25 protein-coding genes and 1 riboswitch are annotated in these 20,481 nt (G+C 59.8%); of the genes, 13 read left to right on the forward strand and 12 right to left on the reverse strand.

The features are described from left to right. The first annotated feature begins 161 nt into the window (after nt 1–161). From rutA to rutG, 7 genes are read left to right on the forward strand one after another with little or no spacing between them, the layout of a single operon-like run. Nucleotides 162–1,253: a pyrimidine utilization protein A gene (gene rutA, locus E3U32_RS13060; RefSeq protein ID WP_134349123.1), complete on the forward strand. Its 1,092-nt coding sequence runs from the start codon at nt 162–164 to the stop codon at nt 1,251–1,253. Then, the gene (gene rutB / locus E3U32_RS13065; RefSeq protein ID WP_134349124.1) at nt 1,253–1,942 is read left to right on the forward strand and encodes a pyrimidine utilization protein B; all 690 of its coding nucleotides are present in this window, start codon (nt 1,253–1,255) and stop codon (nt 1,940–1,942) included. Before rutA ends, rutB begins: the two co-directional genes overlap by 1 nt. 11 nt (nt 1,943–1,953) lie before the next feature. After that, complete coding sequence (rutC, locus tag E3U32_RS13070) at nt 1,954–2,340, forward strand: pyrimidine utilization protein C (RefSeq protein WP_010429508.1); 387 nt, start codon at nt 1,954–1,956, stop codon at nt 2,338–2,340. Between the two features lie 7 nt (nt 2,341–2,347). After that, on the forward strand, nt 2,348–3,148 hold the full coding sequence (gene rutD / locus E3U32_RS13075; protein WP_134349125.1) for a pyrimidine utilization protein D: 801 nt from the start codon (nt 2,348–2,350) through the stop codon (nt 3,146–3,148). Nucleotides 3,149–3,157: 9 nt separating this feature from the next. Next, nucleotides 3,158–3,748: a malonic semialdehyde reductase gene (locus E3U32_RS13080; RefSeq protein ID WP_134349126.1), complete on the forward strand. Its 591-nt coding sequence runs from the start codon at nt 3,158–3,160 to the stop codon at nt 3,746–3,748. 11 nt (nt 3,749–3,759) lie between these two features. Further along, nucleotides 3,760–4,251 carry an NADH-dependent FMN reductase RutF gene (rutF, locus tag E3U32_RS13085; protein WP_435659345.1) on the forward strand — a complete coding sequence of 164 codons (492 nt, stop codon included), beginning with the start codon at nt 3,760–3,762 and terminating at the stop codon, nt 4,249–4,251. Nucleotides 4,252–4,272: 21 nt separating this feature from the next. Next, the gene (rutG, locus tag E3U32_RS13090) at nt 4,273–5,595 is read left to right on the forward strand and encodes a pyrimidine utilization transport protein G (protein ID WP_134349128.1); all 1,323 of its coding nucleotides are present in this window, start codon (nt 4,273–4,275) and stop codon (nt 5,593–5,595) included. Here the strand turns inward: rutG and E3U32_RS13095 are convergent. Both E3U32_RS13095 and E3U32_RS13100 read right to left on the reverse strand, forming a co-directional pair. Then, nucleotides 5,583–6,506 (reverse strand): DMT family transporter, encoded by a 924-nt coding sequence (locus E3U32_RS13095; protein WP_134349129.1) that lies wholly within the window; start codon nt 6,504–6,506, stop codon nt 5,583–5,585. The two genes, rutG and E3U32_RS13095, sit on opposite strands and share 13 nt — an antisense overlap. A 117-nt stretch (nt 6,507–6,623) precedes the next feature. Then, the gene (locus E3U32_RS13100; RefSeq protein ID WP_023311077.1) at nt 6,624–6,794 is read right to left on the reverse strand and encodes a general stress protein; all 171 of its coding nucleotides are present in this window, start codon (nt 6,792–6,794) and stop codon (nt 6,624–6,626) included. Between the two features lie 391 nt (nt 6,795–7,185). Between E3U32_RS13100 and wrbA the strand changes: the two genes are divergently transcribed. Both wrbA and E3U32_RS13110 read left to right on the forward strand, forming a co-directional pair. Further along, complete coding sequence (gene wrbA, locus E3U32_RS13105) at nt 7,186–7,782, forward strand: NAD(P)H:quinone oxidoreductase (protein ID WP_134349130.1); 597 nt, start codon at nt 7,186–7,188, stop codon at nt 7,780–7,782. Nucleotides 7,783–7,802: 20 nt separating this feature from the next. Then, nucleotides 7,803–8,030 (forward strand): YccJ family protein, encoded by a 228-nt coding sequence (locus E3U32_RS13110; RefSeq protein WP_008499832.1) that lies wholly within the window; start codon nt 7,803–7,805, stop codon nt 8,028–8,030. Between the two features lie 34 nt (nt 8,031–8,064). On the opposite strand, the gene agp is transcribed toward E3U32_RS13110, so the two are convergent. Further along, nucleotides 8,065–9,306 carry a bifunctional glucose-1-phosphatase/inositol phosphatase gene (gene agp / locus E3U32_RS13115; RefSeq protein ID WP_134349131.1) on the reverse strand — a complete coding sequence of 414 codons (1,242 nt, stop codon included), beginning with the start codon at nt 9,304–9,306 and terminating at the stop codon, nt 8,065–8,067. A 152-nt stretch (nt 9,307–9,458) separates the two neighbouring features. On the opposite strand from agp, the gene E3U32_RS13120 reads away from it, so the two are divergent. Both E3U32_RS13120 and E3U32_RS13125 read left to right on the forward strand, forming a co-directional pair. Then, on the forward strand, nt 9,459–9,902 hold the full coding sequence (locus E3U32_RS13120) for a winged helix-turn-helix transcriptional regulator (protein ID WP_134349132.1): 444 nt from the start codon (nt 9,459–9,461) through the stop codon (nt 9,900–9,902). Between the two features lie 126 nt (nt 9,903–10,028). Further along, nucleotides 10,029–10,823 carry an SDR family NAD(P)-dependent oxidoreductase gene (locus E3U32_RS13125; RefSeq protein ID WP_134349133.1) on the forward strand — a complete coding sequence of 265 codons (795 nt, stop codon included), beginning with the start codon at nt 10,029–10,031 and terminating at the stop codon, nt 10,821–10,823. 1 nt (nt 10,824) lies between these two features. Here E3U32_RS13125 and E3U32_RS13130 read toward each other — a convergent pair whose 3' ends face one another. Beyond that, entirely contained in the window at nt 10,825–11,184 is a 360-nt protein-coding gene (locus E3U32_RS13130; RefSeq protein ID WP_134349134.1) for a winged helix-turn-helix transcriptional regulator, read from the reverse strand. 100 nt (nt 11,185–11,284) lie between these two features. Between E3U32_RS13130 and E3U32_RS13135 the strand changes: the two genes are divergently transcribed. Continuing rightward, entirely contained in the window at nt 11,285–12,034 is a 750-nt protein-coding gene (locus E3U32_RS13135; RefSeq protein ID WP_134349135.1) for an SDR family oxidoreductase, read from the forward strand. Nucleotide 12,035: 1 nt separating this feature from the next. On the opposite strand, the gene E3U32_RS13140 is transcribed toward E3U32_RS13135, so the two are convergent. After that, nucleotides 12,036–12,539, reverse strand: coding sequence for a DedA family protein (locus tag E3U32_RS13140; protein ID WP_134349136.1), 504 nt, complete (start codon nt 12,537–12,539; stop codon nt 12,036–12,038). Nucleotides 12,540–12,823: 284 nt separating this feature from the next. Beyond that, a riboswitch (M-box (ykoK) riboswitch) is annotated at nt 12,824–12,993 on the forward strand. A 60-nt stretch (nt 12,994–13,053) separates the two neighbouring features. On the opposite strand from E3U32_RS13140, the gene E3U32_RS13145 reads away from it, so the two are divergent. Continuing rightward, a complete protein-coding gene (locus E3U32_RS13145; RefSeq protein WP_134349137.1) occupies nt 13,054–14,055 on the forward strand; it encodes a magnesium transporter in 1,002 nt (333 codons plus the stop codon). An 84-nt stretch (nt 14,056–14,139) separates the two neighbouring features. Here E3U32_RS13145 and hpxK read toward each other — a convergent pair whose 3' ends face one another. From hpxK to hpxU, 7 genes are all read right to left on the reverse strand, one after another. Continuing rightward, complete coding sequence (gene hpxK / locus E3U32_RS13150; RefSeq protein WP_134349138.1) at nt 14,140–15,369, reverse strand: allantoate amidohydrolase; 1,230 nt, start codon at nt 15,367–15,369, stop codon at nt 14,140–14,142. Then, entirely contained in the window at nt 15,366–16,607 is a 1,242-nt protein-coding gene (locus E3U32_RS13155; RefSeq protein WP_039261669.1) for a pyridoxal-phosphate-dependent aminotransferase family protein, read from the reverse strand. The genes hpxK and E3U32_RS13155 overlap by 4 nt, the downstream gene beginning before the upstream one ends. Before the next feature lie 13 nt (nt 16,608–16,620). Further along, nucleotides 16,621–17,358 carry an amino acid ABC transporter ATP-binding protein gene (locus E3U32_RS13160; protein ID WP_134349139.1) on the reverse strand — a complete coding sequence of 246 codons (738 nt, stop codon included), beginning with the start codon at nt 17,356–17,358 and terminating at the stop codon, nt 16,621–16,623. Then, nucleotides 17,339–17,995, reverse strand: coding sequence for an amino acid ABC transporter permease (locus tag E3U32_RS13165; protein WP_166790946.1), 657 nt, complete (start codon nt 17,993–17,995; stop codon nt 17,339–17,341). Before E3U32_RS13165 ends, E3U32_RS13160 begins: the two co-directional genes overlap by 20 nt. Beyond that, the gene (locus E3U32_RS13170) at nt 17,995–18,660 is read right to left on the reverse strand and encodes an amino acid ABC transporter permease (RefSeq protein WP_134349140.1); all 666 of its coding nucleotides are present in this window, start codon (nt 18,658–18,660) and stop codon (nt 17,995–17,997) included. The genes E3U32_RS13165 and E3U32_RS13170 overlap by 1 nt, the downstream gene beginning before the upstream one ends. 4 nt (nt 18,661–18,664) lie before the next feature. After that, nucleotides 18,665–19,447 carry a transporter substrate-binding domain-containing protein gene (locus E3U32_RS13175; RefSeq protein WP_134349141.1) on the reverse strand — a complete coding sequence of 261 codons (783 nt, stop codon included), beginning with the start codon at nt 19,445–19,447 and terminating at the stop codon, nt 18,665–18,667. Between the two features lie 191 nt (nt 19,448–19,638). Next, a complete protein-coding gene (hpxU, locus tag E3U32_RS13180; RefSeq protein WP_134349142.1) occupies nt 19,639–20,478 on the reverse strand; it encodes a MurR/RpiR family transcriptional regulator HpxU in 840 nt (279 codons plus the stop codon). Between the last annotated feature and the right edge of the window lie 3 nt (nt 20,479–20,481).

A 20,481-nucleotide genomic window follows, 5' to 3' on the forward strand; every position in this document is an offset into this window, starting at 1 on the left:
AGTGCCTGTTTTCTGTGCAATGTTTTTGACCATTTAGTCCACTTTCACGCGCATCAACTCACCAACTTCTGATTAACACATTAATAACACTACCATTTTCAAAAGTGGCACTGCCTTTGCAAAAACGTATTCACCTGCAATGTAGTGAAGAGAGGTTCGTGATGAAAATTGGCGTATTTGTACCCATCGGCAACAACGGCTGGCTTATCTCGACCACCGCCCCACAATACATGCCCACCTTTGAGCTGAATAAAGCCATTGTGCAAAAAGCGGAGCACTACCATTTCGACTTTGCGCTCTCGATGATCAAGCTGCGCGGCTTTGGTGGCAAAACCGAATTCTGGGATCATAACCTGGAGTCCTTCACCCTGATGGCCGGGCTGGCCGCGGTTACCTCGCGTATACAGATTTACGCCACCGCCGCCACGCTCACCCTGCCCCCGGCCATCGTGGCGCGCATGGCCTCGACCATCGACTCCATCTCCGGCGGGCGCTTTGGCGTCAACCTGGTCACCGGCTGGCAAAAGCCGGAGTACGAGCAGATGGGGCTCTGGCCAGGGGACGATTACTTCTCTCGCCGCTACGACTACCTGACCGAATACGTGCAGGTCCTGCGCGACCTGTGGGGTACCGGCCAGAGCGATTTCAAAGGTGACTTCTTCACCATGAACGACTGCCGCGTCAGCCCGCAGCCTTCGGTCCCCATGAAGGTGATTTGCGCCGGGCAGAGCGACGCGGGTATGGAATTCTCGGCAAAATACGCCGACTTCAACTTCTGCTTCGGTAAAGGCGTTAACACGCCTGCCGCCTTCGCTCCCACCGCCGCGCGGATGAAAGAGGCCGCCGACAAAACCGGGCGCGACGTGGGCTCCTACGTGCTGTTTATGGTGATCGCCGACGAGACCGACGACGCCGCACGCGCCAAATGGGAACGCTATAAGGACGGCGCCGACGAGGAGGCACTGAGCTGGCTTACCGAGCAGAGCCAGAAGGATACCCGCTCCGGCGCGGACACTAACGTCCGCCAGATGGCCGACCCGACCTCCGCCGTCAATATCAATATGGGCACGCTGGTCGGCTCGTACGCCAGCGTCGCCAGAATGCTCGACGAAGTGGCGGCCGTTCCCGGCGCGGAAGGCGTCCTGCTGACCTTCGATGATTTCCTCACCGGCGTGGAAACCTTCGGCGAGCGCATCCAGCCGCTGATGCAGTGCCGCACCCACATCCCTGCCGTTACGAAGGAGGTGGCGTAATGACGACTCTTAACGCTCGCCCGGAAGCCATTACCTTTGCGCCAGAGCAAAGCGCGCTGATCGTGGTGGACATGCAAAACGCCTACGCCAGCCAGGGCGGTTATCTGGATCTGGCTGGGTTCGACGTCTCCGCCACCCGGCCGGTGATTGAGAACATCAAAACCGCCGTGGCCGCCGCACGCGCCGCCGGCATGCTCATTATATGGTTCCAGAACGGCTGGGATGACCAGTACGTCGAGGCAGGCGGCCCCGGCTCGCCCAACTTCCACAAGTCGAACGCCCTGAAAACCATGCGCAAGCGGCCCGAACTGCAGGGCAAGCTGCTGGCGAAAGGCGGCTGGGACTATCAGCTGGTGGATGAGCTGGTCCCGCAGGCGGGCGATATTGTCCTGCCCAAACCGCGCTACAGCGGCTTTTTCAACACCCCGCTCGACAGCCTGCTGCGCAGCCGGGGCATTCGCCATCTGGTATTCACCGGCATCGCCACCAACGTCTGCGTGGAGTCGACCCTGCGCGACGGCTTCTTCCTGGAGTATTTCGGCGTGGTGCTGGAAGACGCCACCCATCAGGCCGGGCCGGAATTCGCCCAGAAAGCGGCCCTGTTCAATATCGAAACCTTTTTTGGCTGGGTCAGCAGCGTTGCCGATTTCTGCGACGCCCTGACTCCCCCGCTCGCCCGTATCGCCTGAGGAGACATACGATGCCGAAATCCGTGATTATTCCGCCGGGCACCAGCACCCCCATCGCCCCGTTTGTCCCCGGCACGCTCGCCGACGGCGTGGTGTATGTCTCCGGCACGCTGCCGTTCGACAAAGACAACAACGTGGTGTTTATCAACGACCCAAAGGCGCAAACCCGCCACGTGCTGGAGACGATCAAAACCGTGATCGAAACAGCGGGTGGCACCATGGAGGATGTGACCTTCAACAGCATCTTTATCACCGACTGGAAAAACTACGCCGCGATTAACGAAATCTACGCGGAGTTTTTCCCCGGCGATAAACCGGCGCGGTTCTGCATTCAGTGCGGGCTGGTGAAGCCGGAGGCGCTGGTTGAGATCGCCACCGTTGCGCACATCGCGAAGTGAGGCGGCCATGAAACTCTCCGTCTCACCGCCCCCGTATGAGGGTGCGCCCGCGGTAGTCCTCATTGCCGGTCTCGGCGGCAGCGGCAGCTACTGGCTGCCCCAGCTGGCCGCGCTGGAGCAGGAGTATCAGGTGGTCTGTTATGACCAGCGGGGGACGGGGAATAACCCCGACACCCTGCCGGAGGGTTACAGCCTTGCCCAGATGGCGGACGAACTGGCCCGGGCGCTGGCGGATGCCGGGATTACCCGCTACAGCGTCGTGGGCCATGCGCTGGGGGCGCTGGTTGGCCTGCAGCTGGCCCTCGACAGGCCTGATGCCCTCACCGCGCTGGTGTGCGTCAACGGCTGGCTGACCCTTAACGCCCACACCCGCCGCTGCTTTCAGATCCGCGAGCGCCTGCTGCATTCCGGTGGCCCGCAGGCGTGGGTTGAGGCGCAGCCGCTGTTTCTCTACCCGGCAGACTGGATGGCCGCCCGCGCCCCCCGCCTGGAGGCAGAAGAGGCGCTGGCGCTGGCCCATTTCCAGGGAAAAACCAACCTGCTGCACAGGCTCAGCGCCCTGAAAAAGGCCGACTTCAGCCGCCATGCCGCGCGCATCCGCTGCCCGGTACAGATTATCTGTTCCGCCGACGACATGCTGGTGCCCTCTGTCTGCTCGACTGAGCTGCAGGACGCGATCCCGCACAGCCGCAGCGCGGTGATGCGCCAGGGCGGGCATGCCTGCAACGTCACCGAGCCGGACACCTTTAACACCCTGCTGCTGAACGGGCTTGCCAGCCTGCTGCACAGCCATGAACCCGCTTTATAAGGAGCTGTAATGAGCGAAGCCATTAATCCCACCGCGCTGGAGACGCTGTTTACCGGCGCACGCACCCATAACGGCTGGCAGGATCTGCCGGTCAGCGACGACACGCTGCGCGAGATCTACGACCTGATGAAATGGGGGCCAACCTCCGCCAACTGTTCCCCGGCGCGGATTGTGTTTGTGCGAAGCGCGGAGGGAAAAGAGAAGCTGCGCCCTGCGCTCTCCAGCGGCAATCTGGAGAAAACGCTCACGGCCCCGGTCACGGCCATCGTGGCCTGGGATAGCGAGTTCTACGAGCGCCTGCCCGCGCTGTTCCCGCACGGCGATGCCAGAAGCTGGTTTACCACCAGCCCCGCGCATGCCGAAGAGACCGCCTTTCGCAACAGCTCAATGCAGGCCGCCTACCTGATTTTCGCCTGTCGCGCCCTGGGGCTGGACACCGGCCCGATGTCGGGCTTTGACCGACAAAAAGTTGACGACGCCTTTTTCACCGGCACAACGCTTAAAAGCAATTTGCTGATCAACATTGGCTACGGCGATACCAACAAACTGTACGGGCGCCTGCCGCGTCTGGACTTCGACGATGCCTGCGGGCTGGCGTAAGGAGGTTAGTGATGACACCGGATAAACAAACCTTTCGCGATGCCATGGCCTGCGTTGGCGCGGCGGTCAACATCATCACCACCGACGGCCCGGCGGGGCTGGCAGGCTTCACCGCCAGCGCGGTTTGCAGCGTCACCGATTCACCGCCCACCCTGCTGGTGTGCCTGAACCGCGGCGCGTCCGTCTGGCCGACGTTTAGCGAAAACCGCACGCTGTGCGTGAATACCCTCAGCGCCGGGCAGGAGCCGCTCTCTAACCTGTTTGGCGGCAAAACGCCGATGGAAGAACGCTTCGCCGCCGCCCGCTGGCAGACGGGCGACACGGGCTGCCCGCGCCTGGAGGATGCGCTGGCCTCGTTTGACTGCCGCATCAGCCAGGTGGTCAGCGTCGGTACCCATGACATTCTGTTTTGCGACATCGTTTCGATTATTCGCCACCCGGCGCCGCAAGGGCTGGTGTGGTTTGACCGTGGCTACCACGCACTTATGCGACCCGCCTGTTAACCCGCCTTAAGGAGACAGACCATGTTCGGATTTCCCCACTGGCAGTTGAAATCGACCTCCACAGAAACAGGCGTGGTCGCGCCGGATGAACGGCTCCCGCTCGGGCAAACCCTGGTCATGGGCGTCCAGCACGCGGTCGCCATGTTTGGCGCCACGGTGCTGATGCCGATGCTGATGGGCCTGGATCCCAACCTCTCGATTCTGATGTCGGGTATCGGCACGCTGCTGTTCTTTTTTGTCACCGGCGGGCGCGTGCCGAGCTATCTCGGATCCAGCGCCGCCTTCGTGGGGGTGGTCATCGCCACCACCGGTTTTAACGGACAGGGGATCAACCCCAACCTGAGCGTGGCCCTCGGCGGCATCATCGCCTGTGGTCTGGTGTATACCCTGATTGGTCTGGTGGTGATGAAAATTGGCACGCGCTGGATAGAGCGCATGATGCCCCCGGTCGTGACCGGCGCCGTGGTGATGGCGATAGGCCTGAACCTCGCGCCGATTGCGGTCAGGAGCGTCTCCGCCTCGCCGTTTGAAAGCTGGATGGCGGTGATCACCGTGCTGTGCATCGGCCTGGTGGCGGTGTTTACGCGGGGGATGATCCAGCGGCTGCTGATTCTGGTCGGGCTGATTGTTGCCTGTCTGGTTTATGCCCTACTGGCGAACGTTTTTGGCCTCGGCAAGCCGGTTGATTTTACGCTGCTTCATCAGGCTGCCTGGTTCGGCCTGCCGAAGATCACCTCCCCCACCTTCAACACCCAGGCGATGATGCTTATCGCGCCTGTCGCGGTAATCCTGGTGGCGGAGAACCTGGGCCACCTGAAGGCCGTGGCGGGGATGACCGGGCGCAGTATGGACCCGTACATGGGCCGCGCGTTTGTCGGTGACGGTCTGGCGACCATGCTCTCGGGCTCCGTGGGCGGCAGCGGCGTCACCACCTATGCCGAAAATATCGGCGTGATGGCGGTGACCAAGGTCTACTCGACGTTGGTGTTCGTGGCGGCGGCCGTGATGGCGATGCTGCTCGGTTTCTCACCGAAATTCGGCGCGCTGATCCACACCATTCCGTCGCCGGTTATCGGCGGGGCATCGATTGTGGTGTTTGGTCTGATCGCCGTGGCCGGGGCGCGCATCTGGGTGCAGCACCGCGTCGATCTCAGCCAGAACAGCAACCTGATTATGGTGGCGGTCACGCTGGTGCTCGGCGCAGGCGATTTCGCCCTGACGCTGGGCGGATTTACGATTGGCGGGATTGGTACGGCAACCTTTGGAGCAATCCTGCTTAACGCCCTGCTGAGCCGCCGGGAAGCGACCGCGCAGCAGGGCGAGGTGGTGCATCAGGATTCGTGATTTAACGTCGCGCTGTCATCTTCTGGCAGCGCGTTTTTCTTCCGCTTGAGCTTCAGCTCGCTCACCAGCACCCCGGCGACAATAAATGCCGCGCCCACCAGGGCCAGCAGCGGCAAACGCTCGCCGGCGAGTCGTCCAAAAATCCCTGCCCAGACCGGCTCACCGGTGTAGATCACCGTCGCCCGCGTCGGCGACACGCTGCGCTGCGCCCAGTTCATGGTGACCTGAATAATGGCGCTAAAGATGCCCAGCCCCAGCGCGACCACGATCAGGCCGGTGGACATCGGCGGCACGGACTCCCCTGCCGGCACCATCGTCGCAAACGCCACCAGCGACGCCGTGGCGAGCTGCACCACCGTCACACGCTTGACGTCCACCTTGCCCGCCCAGGCGCTAATCAGAATAATTTCCGCCGCAATGGCAATCGCCCCGATCAGGGTAATGATCTCGCCCGGCCCCAGCGCCAGCAGGTTGTTTTCCGGCCCGGCCAGCAGGATCAGGCCGATAAACGCCAGCACAATACCGATGCAGGACATCAGCCCCGGGAGCCGCCCCAGACACAGCCATTGCAGCAGCGGCACCAGAGGCACATACATGGCGGTGATAAACGCAGATTTGCTGCTGGAAATAGTCTGCAATCCCCAGGTCTGCAGGCTGTAGCCCATCGCTATCGCCACCCCAATCGCCACGCCGGCCTTCAGCTCTTTGAGCGTCAGACCCCGCAGCGTGTTAAGTGAGAAAAGCCCCACGACAATCGCCGCCGTCGCAAAGCGCAGGCCAACAAAAAAGAACGGATCGCTGAGGGTCACCGCGTACTGGACGGCCAAAAACGTCCCACCCCAGAACATGGTGATGAGAATCAGGATGGCTTCCTGCGGTTTAACGGAAAATTTGAAGCGTGAAACAGACATGCGGCACTCGCAGTTAACATCAATTCTCTAGTGTGCGTTGCCTTTGGTTACAGTTCAATGTTGCAGAAATAAAAAAACCGCCGGGAAAACCCGGCGGCTGGGGTTCAACCCGGCGTGTTACTTACTGCTGCCGTGGCTGTTTTTACCCCCTTTTTTGCCAGCCTCAGATGCGCGTTGAGGATCATTTTTAAAATTACCCCCGCTATGCTGGCCACCTTTACGGCCTGCTTCTGATGCTCTTTCACGATCTTCAGCGAAATTACCTGAACCACCACGATGGTTTGCCATCTCTAACCTCCAGTGTGTGAAACATTAGACATCATATTGCATTCAGTAAAAGAGGATCCTTTCACCTCGCGGCCCAGGGACAAACCCTTTATCTCTGCCGCGTGAAACTAAGCTTAGTGGACTGAGGTTATCCGGCAAGCCACAGGTAATATTCTGCAACATGATCTCACTCTTTCGGGTGAGATGACGCGGCGGTAATTCATAAACCTTTCTTATCATTTTAAAAATGCGCCGCCAAAAAGTTGTTTCATTTTGCTACAAAGGCTTTTTGTAACCATATTGTTATAAATCAAAGAAATGGCGTTCATTTTTGCAGTCTGGCCGTGATGGCATATCTTTAAATGAGCGCAGCGATCCGCTGTCAGAAAAAACAAACGAGGAGTGATGCAAAATGGCAAAAGTTCTGGTGCTCTATTATTCCATGTATGGACACATTGAAACCATGGCTCACGCGGTAGCAGAGGGTGCAAACAGGGTGGACGGCGTTGAGGTTGTGGTGAAGCGCGTACCGGAAACCATGCAGGCAGAAGCCTTCCTGAAGGCCGGGGGGAAAACGCAAAATGCCCCGGTTGCCACCCCGCAGGAACTGGCTGACTACGATGCCATTATCTTTGGCACCCCAACCCGCTTCGGCAATATGTCCGGCCAGATGCGTACCTTCCTCGACCAGACGGGCGGCCTGTGGGCTTCAGGCGCGCTATACGGCAAACTCGCCAGCGTCTTCAGCTCCACCGGAACCGGCGGCGGCCAGGAACAGACGATTACCTCAACCTGGACTACCCTTGCTCACCACGGAATGGTGATCGTGCCGATTGGCTACGGTGCACAGGAGTTATTTGATGTTTCTCAGGTACGTGGCGGCACACCGTACGGTGCAACCACCATTGCCGGTGGGGATGGCTCACGCCAGCCCAGCAATGAAGAACTGTCTATCGCCCGCTATCAGGGTGAACACGTCGCGGGTCTGGCCAAAAAACTGAACGGCTAACACCCAACAGGAGGACAAGCATGCCAACTCAAGAATCCAAAGCTCACCACGTGGGCGAATGGGCAAGTTTACGCAACACCTCTCCGGAGATTGCCGAAGCTATCTTTGAAGTCGCGAAGTACGATGAGAAGCTGGCCGAGCAGATTTGGGAGGAAGGTAACGATGAGGTGCTGGTCCGCGCCTTCGAAAAGACGGACAAAGACTCGCTCTTCTGGGGCGAGCAAACCATCGAACGTAAAAACGTCTAATCGTTTCCCCCCGCCGCAGCGGGGGGTTCTCTTTTTACTTCGCCGCGTTGTTCATCACCGCATTGAATTTATCGACAGGGCAGAAACCGTTCGCATCCACCGGGCAACCTTTCAGCTCCAGCGTCACGCGCTGCGCAGGCGACTGCAGCGACAGCACGCTAGCGTTACGCAGCTGCTCCGAGCTCTGATAAACATACTCAATTTTCATCAGCTCCTGGTTGGCATTTTTGTCATGCCAGCGCTGGAAGACAATTTTGCCGCCAATCGGGGTGCGCTCCTGCTGGTCGTGCAGCTGGTACGGTTTGAAATCCAGCGCGGTGAGCAGGGAAGCAATGTTCGAATCATGCCCCACCAGCAGTGTGATCTTAGGCGCTTTCGCCTGCTCGGTGACCAGGGTTTTATCAATGTACTTCACCAGCGGTTTCGCCACGTTTTGCGCCACCTCGGTGGAGGTAAAGAGCGAGTCCTGGTAACCGTTTTTCAGCTTCGAGAGTACGCGCCACTGCTGGTCAGTTTTGATTTCACCCCAGGCCACCTGGTCGGCCGGGAAACCTTCGTAATACTGCAGCGTGAACGCATCGACCAGCGAGTTACCCACTTTCAGCGGCCCGGATACACCTGGCTCTTTTTCATAGTCGGCGCTGAAGGTATCTTTCGCGTCCGCCAGCGAACAGACCTTTTTCTCTTTGCACGACGGGGAATCGGCGTAGTTCGTCATCTGCTCCAGCAGCTTATAGCTTTCTGTAAGCTGCATTTTCTGCCGCTCGGCCTCCATCGCCTTCAGCGCTTTTTCGCGGAACTCAGGCGAGCTATCGGTAATCACCGGGTTGAACGTCGGATCCATGGTGCCCATTTTTTCCTGATGATGTACGGGCACATCGCACCCCGGGAACGCGCCGGTAATGAAGAATTGCGCGGTCGCGACGGTACGCTGCAGGCTGTTGGCATAGGCATAAACGCTATCCGCTGGCGGGCATTCGCCGGTCTTGATCATTCCCTGCTGTGCCAGCCACTCGCGCATGTAATGGCCCATATAGACCTCCAGCACACCGCCTTTGGTGGTGAGCTGCCCGCCCGGCACCTCCCACTCAGGCCACTGCTTCGGCGTCGATTGCTCCAGCACGCTGCCGTTGTTGGCAAGCGGCGCGCGCAGGTTGTGACGACTCATGATTAAAACTTGCTCCAGCTGATACCCTTCCGGCGTCTCTTGCGCCTGCACGCCAAACGTTGCTGAAATGGAACCGGCGACTGCCAGCGCGAGTAGTGCTTTTCTCATCCCTAATTCCTCACTCGTTTTAAAATGTCGCGTTCAGTGTGACAGATTCGTGACAATTTTCCGGGAAGCATTTCTCAAACTGATGATTAACCTGCTTACGGTGTGTGCCGATTAGTTTTATAATAAAACCATACCCCACCGGAGAATTAGCTGTGAAACGTACCCGCCTTGAAGAGAGCACCTGCCCCGTCGCCCGTTCGCTGGATATCATCGGCGACTGGTGGTCGCTGCTGATTGTTCGCGACGCGCTCCGCGGGGTGACGCGCTTCGGCGAGTTTCAGAAAAGCCTCGGTATTGCGAAAAACATGCTGACCACGCGGCTAAAGCTGCTGGTTGACGAAGGCATCCTCACGCTGCGTCCCGCCTCCGACGGTAGCGCCTGGCAGGAGTATGTCCTGACCGACAAGGGACGCGCCCTGCAGACGGTGCTGGTTGCCCTGTCGCAGTGGGGCAATGAATTTTTGTTTGCTGAAAACGAATGCGGCACCGTACTGGTCGATACCGAAAAGCGTAAACCCCTGCGTAAACTGGCGCTTATCGCCGACGACGGGCGCGAACTGACGCCTGAGCAAATCGTGGCAAAACTCCCCTCCTGATCGCGCCCGACGGCAAAAGCACAAAATGATCGCAAGAAATGGTTGCATTATAAAACCAAATCACAGAGAGTTAATTAAGTTTCATATTGAAACCAAATAACCCACTCTGCTTTGAGGTAACACACGATGACTACGCAAATCACTACCGCCCTGATCACGGGTGCGTCTTCCGGAATTGGTGCCGTTTATGCCGATCGTCTTGCCGCGCGCGGGGTCAACCTGGTGCTGGTCGCCCGTCGTGAGGAACGGCTGCAGGCGCTGGCCACCGACCTGCGCGAGCGCTATGGCGTCGCGGTCGATGTTCTGGTGGCCGATCTGACGGATGAAGCCGGGATCCGCGCCGTGGAAGAGGAACTGCGCAGCAATACCGCCATCGATACGCTGGTTAACAACGCGGGCACCGCGCAGATGGTACCGTTCCTCGCAGGTGATGTGGCGCAGCATCAGGCAATTAACACGCTGAACACCACGGCGCTGATGCGTTTAACCTACGCTATCCTGCCGCGCCTGGCGCAGAATAACCGCGGCACGCTGATCAATATCGCGTCCGTGCTGGCCCTGCACGTGCGGGCGGGCAGCGCGCTCTACAGCGCCACCAAGGCGTGGGTGCTCAGCTTTACCCGCGGGCTGCAGGAAGAGTTTGCCGACAGCAACGTGCGCATTCAGGCCGTGCTGCCTGCCGCCACGGCGACGGAGATCTGGAGCCATTCGGGCGTCACGGTTAACGATCTGCCGGAAGGCTCGGTAATGACCACCGACGATATGGTGGATGCGTCGCTGGCGGGTCTGGATCAGGGCGAACCGATCACCATCCCACCGATGCATGACGCTGGCCTGTGGGATCGCTACGAAACGGCACGTCTTGAGCTGTTTAACAGCGCGCGTACCGGTATTCCGGCACCGCGCTACGTGAAACAGTAGCCTAACGCTCCAGCTGGTCGCCGTACTCGCTCATCCAGGCGGCCAGCGGTGAGAGCGCATTTTGCAGGGTTAACCCGAGCGCGGTGATTTGATATTCCACGCGCGGCGGGATTTCCGGGTAGACCGTACGCGTCACCAGCCCGCGCTGCTCAAAAAGCCTAAGCTGCTTCGTCAGCTCTTTTTGCGTAATCGGCGCTGCCGCCCGCAGCAGATCGCCAAAGCGAACGGGCGTATTGAACACAATCAGACGATAGAGAATCGGGATCGCCCATTTACCGGAGATCAGGTTTACAAACTGCGTCATCGGGCAGGTATAGGCCTCAGATTTTTTTTCGCAGGCCACATCCAGCATTTCTGCCATAGCACACCTCTTGCCTCGTTAGTATCCATTTGGTACCTGGTTTCCTTTCGATACTAACGTTTCTATAGTGCTTTCTCCAGAGACATTTCAGGAGAAGAACATGGGTCGTTTAACAGATAAATATACGCTGATTACCGGCGGCACCAGCGGCATTGGTCTTGCCACCGCGCAGGCGTTTATCGCCGAAGGCGCACGCGTTGCCGTCACCGGACGTAACCCGGACACCCTCGCCGAAGCAGAGCGCATTCTGGGCGATAAGGCCTGGGTGATCCCGACCGATGCGGGAGATATTACTGCGCAAAAAGCGCTGGCGGAGACGCTTGCCGCCCGCTGGCCACGCCTGGACGCGGTGTTTCTCAACGCCGGCGACGTGACGCACGCGCCGCTGGAAGCGTGGCAGGAGGATGCCTGGGATCGTCTGCTGGGCATCAACCTGAAGGGACCGTTCTTTTTAATTCAGGCGCTGCTGCCGCTGCTGAATAATCCGTCCTCGGTGATCCTGTGCGGCTCCGTAAGCGCGCGCATCGGCCTGCCCACCAGCAGCGTGTATGCCGCGAGCAAGGCCGCCCTGCTGTCGCTGGCGCGTACGCTGTCGGCGGAGCTGCTGCCGCGCGGGATCCGCGTCAACGGCCTGAGCCCCGGCCCGGTGGAAACCCCGGCCTTTACGAAAACGGGCTTAAGCGAAGAAACGCTTAACGCGATGATGGCGGAGATCATCAAGCTTGTGCCGCTCGGCAGAATGGGCTCGACGACGGAGCTGGCAAAAGCCGCGCTGTATCTGGCCTCCGACGAGTCCAGCTACACGGTGGGCACGGAACTGCTGGTCGACGGCGGGATGGGAAGTTTGTAACTCAAAAGGCGCTGATGCCGGTGACAATGCCGACATACAGCGCCGCCCATACGCAGGCGGAAAGCAGGCTGACGGCGTAGACCTTGACTGCATTCAGCCTGAGCATCCCCGCCGCCAGCGGGACGATGTAACGCAATACCGCCAGAAAACGCGACGTAAAAAGCACGATGACACCGTTCTTTTGCAGCTGATGCTGTACCCGTAAGAACTTATCGGCATGCTTTGAGGTGAAACGCGTGACCAGCCGGGTGTGCCCCATCAGCTGGCCGATGTGGTAGTTCAGCACCGACCCCACCGTTGCCCCCATCACCACGGCCAGCCACGCCAGCGCCGGATGCATACTCGCCTGGCTAACGGTAATGCCCGTCAGCAGCATCACCGAGGCGGGAGGCAGCACGGAGGAGATCAGCACCGTCGATTTACTCAGCGCCATCACGAATAACAGCGCGAACAGATGTGCCGGATACAGCGCAAAATGATTCAGCAGATTATCAAACCACGCCATTTCCCTCTCCTCCGTTGATTATTTAATCCTCCATTAGAAATGAATTATCTTAAATAAACCGTCAACGCTTTATTAATAAGATTCTCCTAAACCGTTCTTAAACATTATTTAATTTCCTGAGCGGCAATATCAAATAAGCGTATTATCCCTCTCGTTTTATACCCTAAATAATTCGAGTTGCAGGAAGGCGGCAAGGGAACGAATCCCCGGGAGCGTACATAAGTACGTGACTGGGGTGAGTGAGTGCAGCCAACGCACCTGCAACTTGAAGTATGACGGGTATACAACGATCTCGTTATGGCGAGGCTCCTGTACAAATACACGTTATCGCTCTGGTGGGTTCGAGAGAACCGGCACAGGGTAAAACAGGCACTGTCGAATCAAGGCTTTGTCAGTATAACTTCCCTCGCGGGATACGGTGTACAGTGCTGAACCCAGGACGTGGGGATCTCCTTTTCGACATGCCCTGTCTTGCTCGCCCCTGAGAGATTTTATTATTCAAAGGGAATTCACTATGTCTTACGCTATTCATAACCAAAATCTGGCATTCAATGACAGCGCCATCGCGCAATATATGAATACCGATTTTATCGTCCTCGATATTTCATTATGCGTGGCGCTGGCGCGCGAGCAATTCTTCGAAAAATTAAAAGACGATGATATCCCGTCGCATATTTTCATAGAAGATAATGGCCGCCTGGCGGGCATGATTGCCGTGCGCAAATTGCTGCAAACCGCCGACACGGTACAGCCGGTGAAATCGCTAATGATTGCGCAGTTTTTGCAGGTCAAACCGGAGGATGAACGTGCCGATGTTGCCGGACTGCTGGCGCACGGCGGCGCAGATGTCGTGCCGGTGGTCACCCACGGCAAGCTCGTCGGCTGCCTCACCGAACGTGAAATTGCGCATCTGCTGGAAGATGACGTCACCGAAGATGCCCAGCTTCAGGGGGCGACGCTGCCGCTGGAGAAGCCCTATCTGGAAACCAGCCCGTACAGCCTGTGGAAGAAACGCTCCGTCTGGCTGCTGTTGCTGTTTGTCGCCGAAGCCTATACCAGCTCGGTCATTCAGCATTTTGAAGAGGCGCTGGAGTCCGCCATTGCGCTGGCGTTCTTTATTCCGCTGCTGATAGGTACGGGTGGCAACAGCGGGACACAGATCACCTCCACGCTGGTGCGCGCCATGGCGCTGGGGGAAGTACACCTGCGCGACGTTGCCCGCGTGCTGCGAAAAGAGATGACCACGTCGCTGATGATTGCCGCCACGCTGGGGATTGCCGGGTGTATTCGCGCCTGGATGATGGGGATTGGGCTGGAAATCACGCTTATCGTCAGCCTGACGCTGGTGTGCATTACGCTGTGGAGCGCCATCGTCTCGTCCGTGATCCCCATGGTGCTTAAGCGCTGCGGCATTGACCCGGCGGTCGTCTCCGCGCCGTTTATCGCGACGCTTATCGACGGTACCGGGCTGATTATCTACTTTAAAATCGCGCAATATACGCTGGGGCTGGAGTGATGTGATTCCTTGCAGGTGGCGCTGCCGCTTACCCGGCCTACCCATCCCGTAGGCCCGTGCAAGCGCAGCGCCGCCGGGCAACACTCAGATCGCACCAAGCGTTCTTACCGCCCGCCCAAACGCCTCAATCGCCAGGGCAACATCCTCAGCCATCACCGATTCCGCCGGATGGTGGCTGACGCCCCCTCTGCAGCGCACAAACAGCATTCCGACCGGCCAGCGTTCCGCCAGAGCAATGGTGTCATGCCCGGCGCCGCTGGGCAGCGATAATGAGCGCCCCTGCACCGATTCAACGGCTTGCCCCAGCAGATGCTGCAAACGCGCATCGCACGGCGTGGCGGCGATCCGGTAAAACTCTTCGGATGTAAAACGCATCCCTCGCCGGGCAGCTATCGTCTGCGCCAGCGCCAGCAGTTCAGTGAGCAGCGCGTCAAGCGGTGCATCCTGCGGGCCGCGAATATCCAGCGAGAGCGTAACCTCGCCGGGGATCACGTTGACCGCACCCGGCAGGCAGCGCAGCTCACCGACCGTCGCCACCAGATTGCCGCCGCGTTGTCGGGTGGTGTTTTCAATCAGTACCATCCATTCGGCAGCGGCGGCCAGCGCATCTTTGCGGTGATTCATCGGCACGGTGCCCGCATGCCCGGCCTCGCCGGTAAAGCGGCAGTTAAGGCGGCGCGCGCCGTTAATGGCTTCCACCACCCCCAGCGCCAGCCCTTCCTGCTCCAGACACGGTCCCTGTTCGATGTGCAGCTCCAGACAGGCGCTGAAATCGTCCTGATGCCGTGCCGCCAGCGCCACGCGGGCGGGGTCGAGCCCGGCCTGCACCATCGCCTGCGCCACGCTGATTCCGTGAGCATCACAGGTCTCCAGCCAGCCCTGCGGCCAGGTGCCAGTGATGCCGCGGCTGCCTAACAGGGTGATCCCAAAACGGGTTCCCTCTTCGTCGCCAAAGCCGACAATCTCAATCGCCTGGGCCAGATGCAGCCCCTGCTGATGCAGGCTGTCCACCACTTCGATGGCCGTGAGCACCCCGAGCATGCCGTCGTAGCGCCCGGCGTTGCGCACGGTATCCAGATGCGAGCCGAGCAGCACCGCCTGCGCCCCTTCCTGCGCGCCTTCATAGCGTCCGCAGATATTGCCCACGCTGTCCTGCCAGACGGTCATTCCCGCCTGGCGCATCCACTCTCCGACCAGCTGGTTGGCCTGCAGATGCTGGGTGGAGAGGTAGACCCTCGTCAGCGCATCCGGGGTTTCGCTGATGGCGGCCAGCGCGTCGGCGCGCGCCATCACCCGTTCTGCCGCCGGGCTCATTGCGGCGTCTCGCGGCGATAGTGGTCCCACGCGGCCTGCATCGCCGCCCCCTGCGTGGTCGTGAATTTCAGGTAGTTAAGCACCGACTCCAGCGCGCTCAGGGTGGTCATCACGCAGTCTTTGCGTGCGTTATAGCCCATGGTGCCAATGCGCCACACTTTGCCGTGCAGCGGGCCAAACGAGGTGCCGATTTCAATCCCGAAATCCTCCAGCATCAGCTTGCGTACCTGGTCACCGTTAACGCCCTGCGGGATGACCACGCCCAGCACGTTGTTCATCTTGTGCTTTAGGTCGCCGAAGGTCTCCAGCCCCATCGCCTGAATCCCCTTCAGCAGCGCATCGCCGTGGAGCTTGTGGCGCGCGATACCGTTATCCAGCCCTTCCTGCAGGATCAGCCGCGCGCATTCCCGGGCGCCAAACAGCGCGGTAGTGGCTTCCGTGTGGTGGTTCAGGCGTTCCGGCCCCCAGTAGTCCATCACCATGCCGAGATCGAAGTAGTTGGAGTAGATCATCTCCTCGTCGCCGTCGCGGTGGGCGTCGGTGCGAATGCCTTCCTCGACGCATTTACGGCGGCGGATCGCCTCCTCCATGCGCGCGCTCAGGGTGATCGGCGACGTGCCCGACGGGCCGCCGAGGCACTTCTGCATCCCGGCGGAAACGGCGTCCAGCCCCCAGGCGTCGGTCTCCAGCGCGTTGCCGCCGAGCGACGCGGTGGCGTCAGTATAAAACAGCACGTCGTAGCGGCGGCAGATGGCCCCGAGCTCCGCGAGCGGCTGCAGCATGGTGGTGGAGGTGTCGCCCTGCACGGTCAGCAGCAGGCGCGGGCGAATACGTTTGATGGCATCCTCCACCTGGTCCGGGGTAAACACCTCGCCCCACGGCACCTCGATGGTATGCACTTCTGCCCGACAGCGGCGGGCAATTTCGCACAGCAGGTGACCGAAGCGGCCAAAGACCGGCACCAGCACTTTATCGCCCGGGCGGATGGCGGAGACCAGTATCGCTTCAATCCCCGCGCGGGAGGTGCCGTCCACCAGCATCGTCCAGCGGTTTTCGGTGCGAAACACGCCGCGATAGAGCGCCATTACTTCGTTCATGTAGTGGGTCATGGCCGGATCGTACTGGCCGATCAGCTGGCTCGACATGGCGCGCAGCACGCGCGGGTCGGCGTTGATCGGGCCCGGCCCCATCAGCAGGCGCTGCGGCGGATTGATTTGCGGAAAGCGTGCGATATCCATTGTTAAGTCCTTATCAGTTGAGGCCGCGCACGGAGGAGATGAACTGCTTCAGTTCCGTGGTCTGCGGATTGGCGAACAGCGTTTTGCTGTCGCCCTGCTCCCAGACTTTCCCCTGGTGCATAAACACCACGCGGTCGCCCACTTCGCGGGCAAAATTCATTTCATGGGTCACGAGGATCAGGGTCATCCCTTCGGCCGCCAGCTGCTCAAGCACCCTGAGCACTTCGCCCACCAGCTCCGGGTCGAGCGCGGAGGTGATCTCGTCACACAGTAACACTTTAGGCGACATCGCCAGCGCCCGGGCAATCGCCACGCGCTGCTGCTGGCCGCCGGAGAGGCTCGACGGGTAGTAGTCCAGACGATCGCCTAAGCCCACTTTCTCCAGCATCTGCTGCGCCAGCGCCCGGCATTCGGCGGCGCTTTTCTTCAGCACCCGGCGCGGGGCGAGCATCACGTTCTCCAGCGCCGTCATGTGCGGGAACAGGTTGAAGCTCTGGAACACCATCCCAACCGAGCGGCTGATTTCGCGCGCCTGGGAGTCCCGGTCGGTAATGGTCATGCCGCCAAGCTTGATGCTGCCGTCCTGATAGCCTTCCAGGCCGTTGATGCAGCGCAGCAGCGTGCTTTTGCCCGACCCGCTGCGCCCGATAATGGAAATCACCTGGCCCATGTCGATATCCAGATCGACGCCCTTGAGCACGTGGTTATCGCCGTAATACTTCTGCACCTGATTAATGGTGATGAGAGGCATTGAATTTCGTCTCCAGATAGCGGCTGTAGCGGGACAGCGGATAACACAGAATAAAGTAGCCCAGCGCCACCAGCGCAAAGACCTTAAACGGCTGATAGGTCACGTTGGTCAGCATTGTGCCCGCCTTGGTCAGCTCGATAAAGCCGATAATCGACGCCAGGGCGGTGCCCTTGATCACCTGCACGGCAAAGCCGACCGTCGGGGCGATGCCGATGCGCAGCGCCTGCGGGGCGACCACGCGAAACAGGGTCTGGCCAAAGGTCAGCCCAAGGCAGCGCGAGGCTTCCCACTGCCCTTTTGGCAAGGCGCGAATACTGCCAAACCAGATGTCGAGCAGAAACGCGCTGGTGTAGAACGTGAGCGCCAGCGACGCGGCGGTCCACGGCGAAACGTCGATGCCGAAAAGCGCCACGCCGAAGAAGGCCAGGAAAAGCTGCATCAGCAGCGGCGTGCCCTGAAACAGCTCAATATAGGCGCGAATCAGGCGGTTTATGGTGCGACCGCCGGTCAAGCGCAGCAGCAACAGCGGCAGCGTCACCACCGCGCCGCCGACGAAGGCCACGAGCGACAGCAGTACCGTCCAGCGTCCGGCCAGCAGCAGGTTGCGAATAATGTCCCAGTCGGTAAAGGTGGTCATCATGCCTGCACCCCCAGCCATTTGCGTCCTGCCGCCATCATCAGCTGGCGCAGGGTAATCGACAGCGCTAAGTAGATCCCGGTGGTCACCAGATAGACCTCAAAGCTCAGAAACGTTCTCGACTGGATCAGGTTGGCGGCAAAGGTCAGCTCTTCATACGAGACCTGCGACACCACCGACGAGCCGAGCATCACGATAATGCACTGGCTTACCAGCGCCGGATAAATGCGCTGCAGCGCGGGCGGCAGCACCACGCGGATAAAGGTCTGCAGGCGGGTCAGGCCCAGCACGCGTCCGGCTTCCCACTGCCCTTTCGGCGTGACCTGAATGCCCGCACGGATAATCTCGGTGCTGTACGCGCCGAGGTTCACGACCATGGCCAGCAGCGCCGCTTCCCCCGCCGTCATCTTCAGCCCCAGATTCGGCAGGCCGAAGACGATGAAAAACAGCTGTACCACAAACGGCGTGTTGCGGATGATTTCCACGTAGCCGCCCCAGATCCGGCTGTACCACGTTGTGTGTCCGCTGCGGATCGCCGCCCCGAAAATGCCTATCGCCAGGCCGCCAACGGTCGCCATCACCGTCAGTTGAATGGTGACCCACAGCCCCGCCAGCAGCTCCGGCCAGTGCGGCCAGAGCGCGGAGAAATCAAGTTGCTCCGTCATCGGCTCAGGCGCCAAGATTTGCCGGCAGCGGAGCCTTCAGCCATTGCTCAGACAGGCCGTTCAGCGTGCCGTCCTTAATGCCCTGTTCAATCAGCGCATCCACTTTTGCCTTCAGGGCCGGTTCGTTCTTCTTCAGGCCAATAAAGCACGGCGAGTCTTTCAGCATAAAGCTCGGCACCGGGGCTTTAGCCGCGTTCTGACGCGAAATAGCCGCCACCACAAGGTTGCCGGTTGCCACGTACTGCACCTGGCCGGAGAGGTAGGCGGAGAGCGTGGTGTTATTGTCTTCGTAGCGCTTCACGTCCGCGTCTTTCGGCGCGAGGCTGGTCAGCACCATGTCCTCCACGGCTCCGCGCGTCACGCCGATGGTTTTTCCGCTCAGCGCGGCGGCGTCTTTCAGCTCGGCTCCTTTCGGGCCAAATACGCCGAGGAAGAACGGCGCGTAGGCGCGGCTGAAGTCGATCACCTTCTCGCGCTCCGGGTTTTTACCGAGGCTTGAAATGACCAGGTCGACCTTATCGGTTTGCAGGTACGGCACGCGGTTAGCGCTGGTCACCGGCACCAGCTGCAGCTTGAGCTTCATCTGTTTGGCCAGGTAACGCGCCATGTCGATGTCATAGCCCTGCGGCTGGAGATCGGTCCCGACCGAGCCAAACGGAGGGAAATCCTGCGGAACGGCAATGCGGATAGTGCCGCGCTTCTCAATATCCTGAAGCTGGTCAGCCTTTGCCGGCAGCTGTGTGAAGAGGCATGCGGCCCCGGCCAGTGCAATCAACAATTTTTTCATGGTGCTTCCCCGTAACGTTAACATGAAACAAAAGATTCTTTGAATGTGATTTAGCAACTAATGTGCCAGATAAAGCGAAGCGGGGAATATTCTTGTAAAGCCTGATAAAACGCGGACGGGTCGAAAAAACGTGCGTTTTCCCGCCCCGACAGCTGCACCATTTTAACGCAAAGCACCAGCCTGATGCCCCATTATCGTTGTTCCAGTTCGTCCAGCTGCTGGTAGAGGGAAGCAATGTCGTGAATGCGCGGACGGCCTTTATCAAGAATTTCATGCAGAAAAGCGTTCGCCAGCAGGTTGATCAGGCTGTTGACCGACGAATAGCTGTCATAGGCCGAGACGCTGTCCAGCGGGGCGCAGAGCTGCCAGCTCGCCAGCGGAAACAGGCTGTGCGCCTGCGGCTCGCACATCAGCAGCACCGGAATACCGCTGCTCTGAAGCTGCTGCATCAGCGGGCGGATGATGCGCGGGCGGCGGCGAAAGGCCATCATCACCACCAGATCGTCGGGCGTTAAATCCACCAGCTCCTCGCTCAGGCTCTGCCCCGGCTGCGGCAGCACCAGCACCTGACCGCGCGCCTGCAGCAGCTGCTGGCGCAGGTGCAGCGCCGCCGGATAGGCGTTACGCATGCCGATGATGACAATGCGCCGCGCCTTCACCATGCAGGCCATCGCCTCGGCAAACTGCTGCGCGTCGAGGGCATTGACCCACTGGGTCAGGTTCGCCATCTCCTGCTTATAGTGGCGCGCCAGCAGCGTGTTGCCCTGCACCGCATCGCGGTTATCGGTGAGCGGCATCCCGCTCTGGCGCAGGGTGCGCAGCTCGTCGCGCATGTCCTTATATTTCTCATAGCCCAGCCGCTTAAACAGACGGCTGACCGTGGCTTTCGATACTCCGCTCAGCTGCGCCAGCTCGGCGCTGTTGTAGCTAATCAGGTCGTCAAAATGATCGAAAATAAAATCCGCCACCCGCTGCTCCTGCGGCGACAGCGACGGGTATTGTGCCTTCAGACGTTCATCCAGTTGTTCCATAGC

This window comes from Lelliottia nimipressuralis (assembly GCF_004402045.1).
GTDB lineage: Bacteria > Pseudomonadota > Gammaproteobacteria > Enterobacterales > Enterobacteriaceae > Enterobacter > Enterobacter chinensis.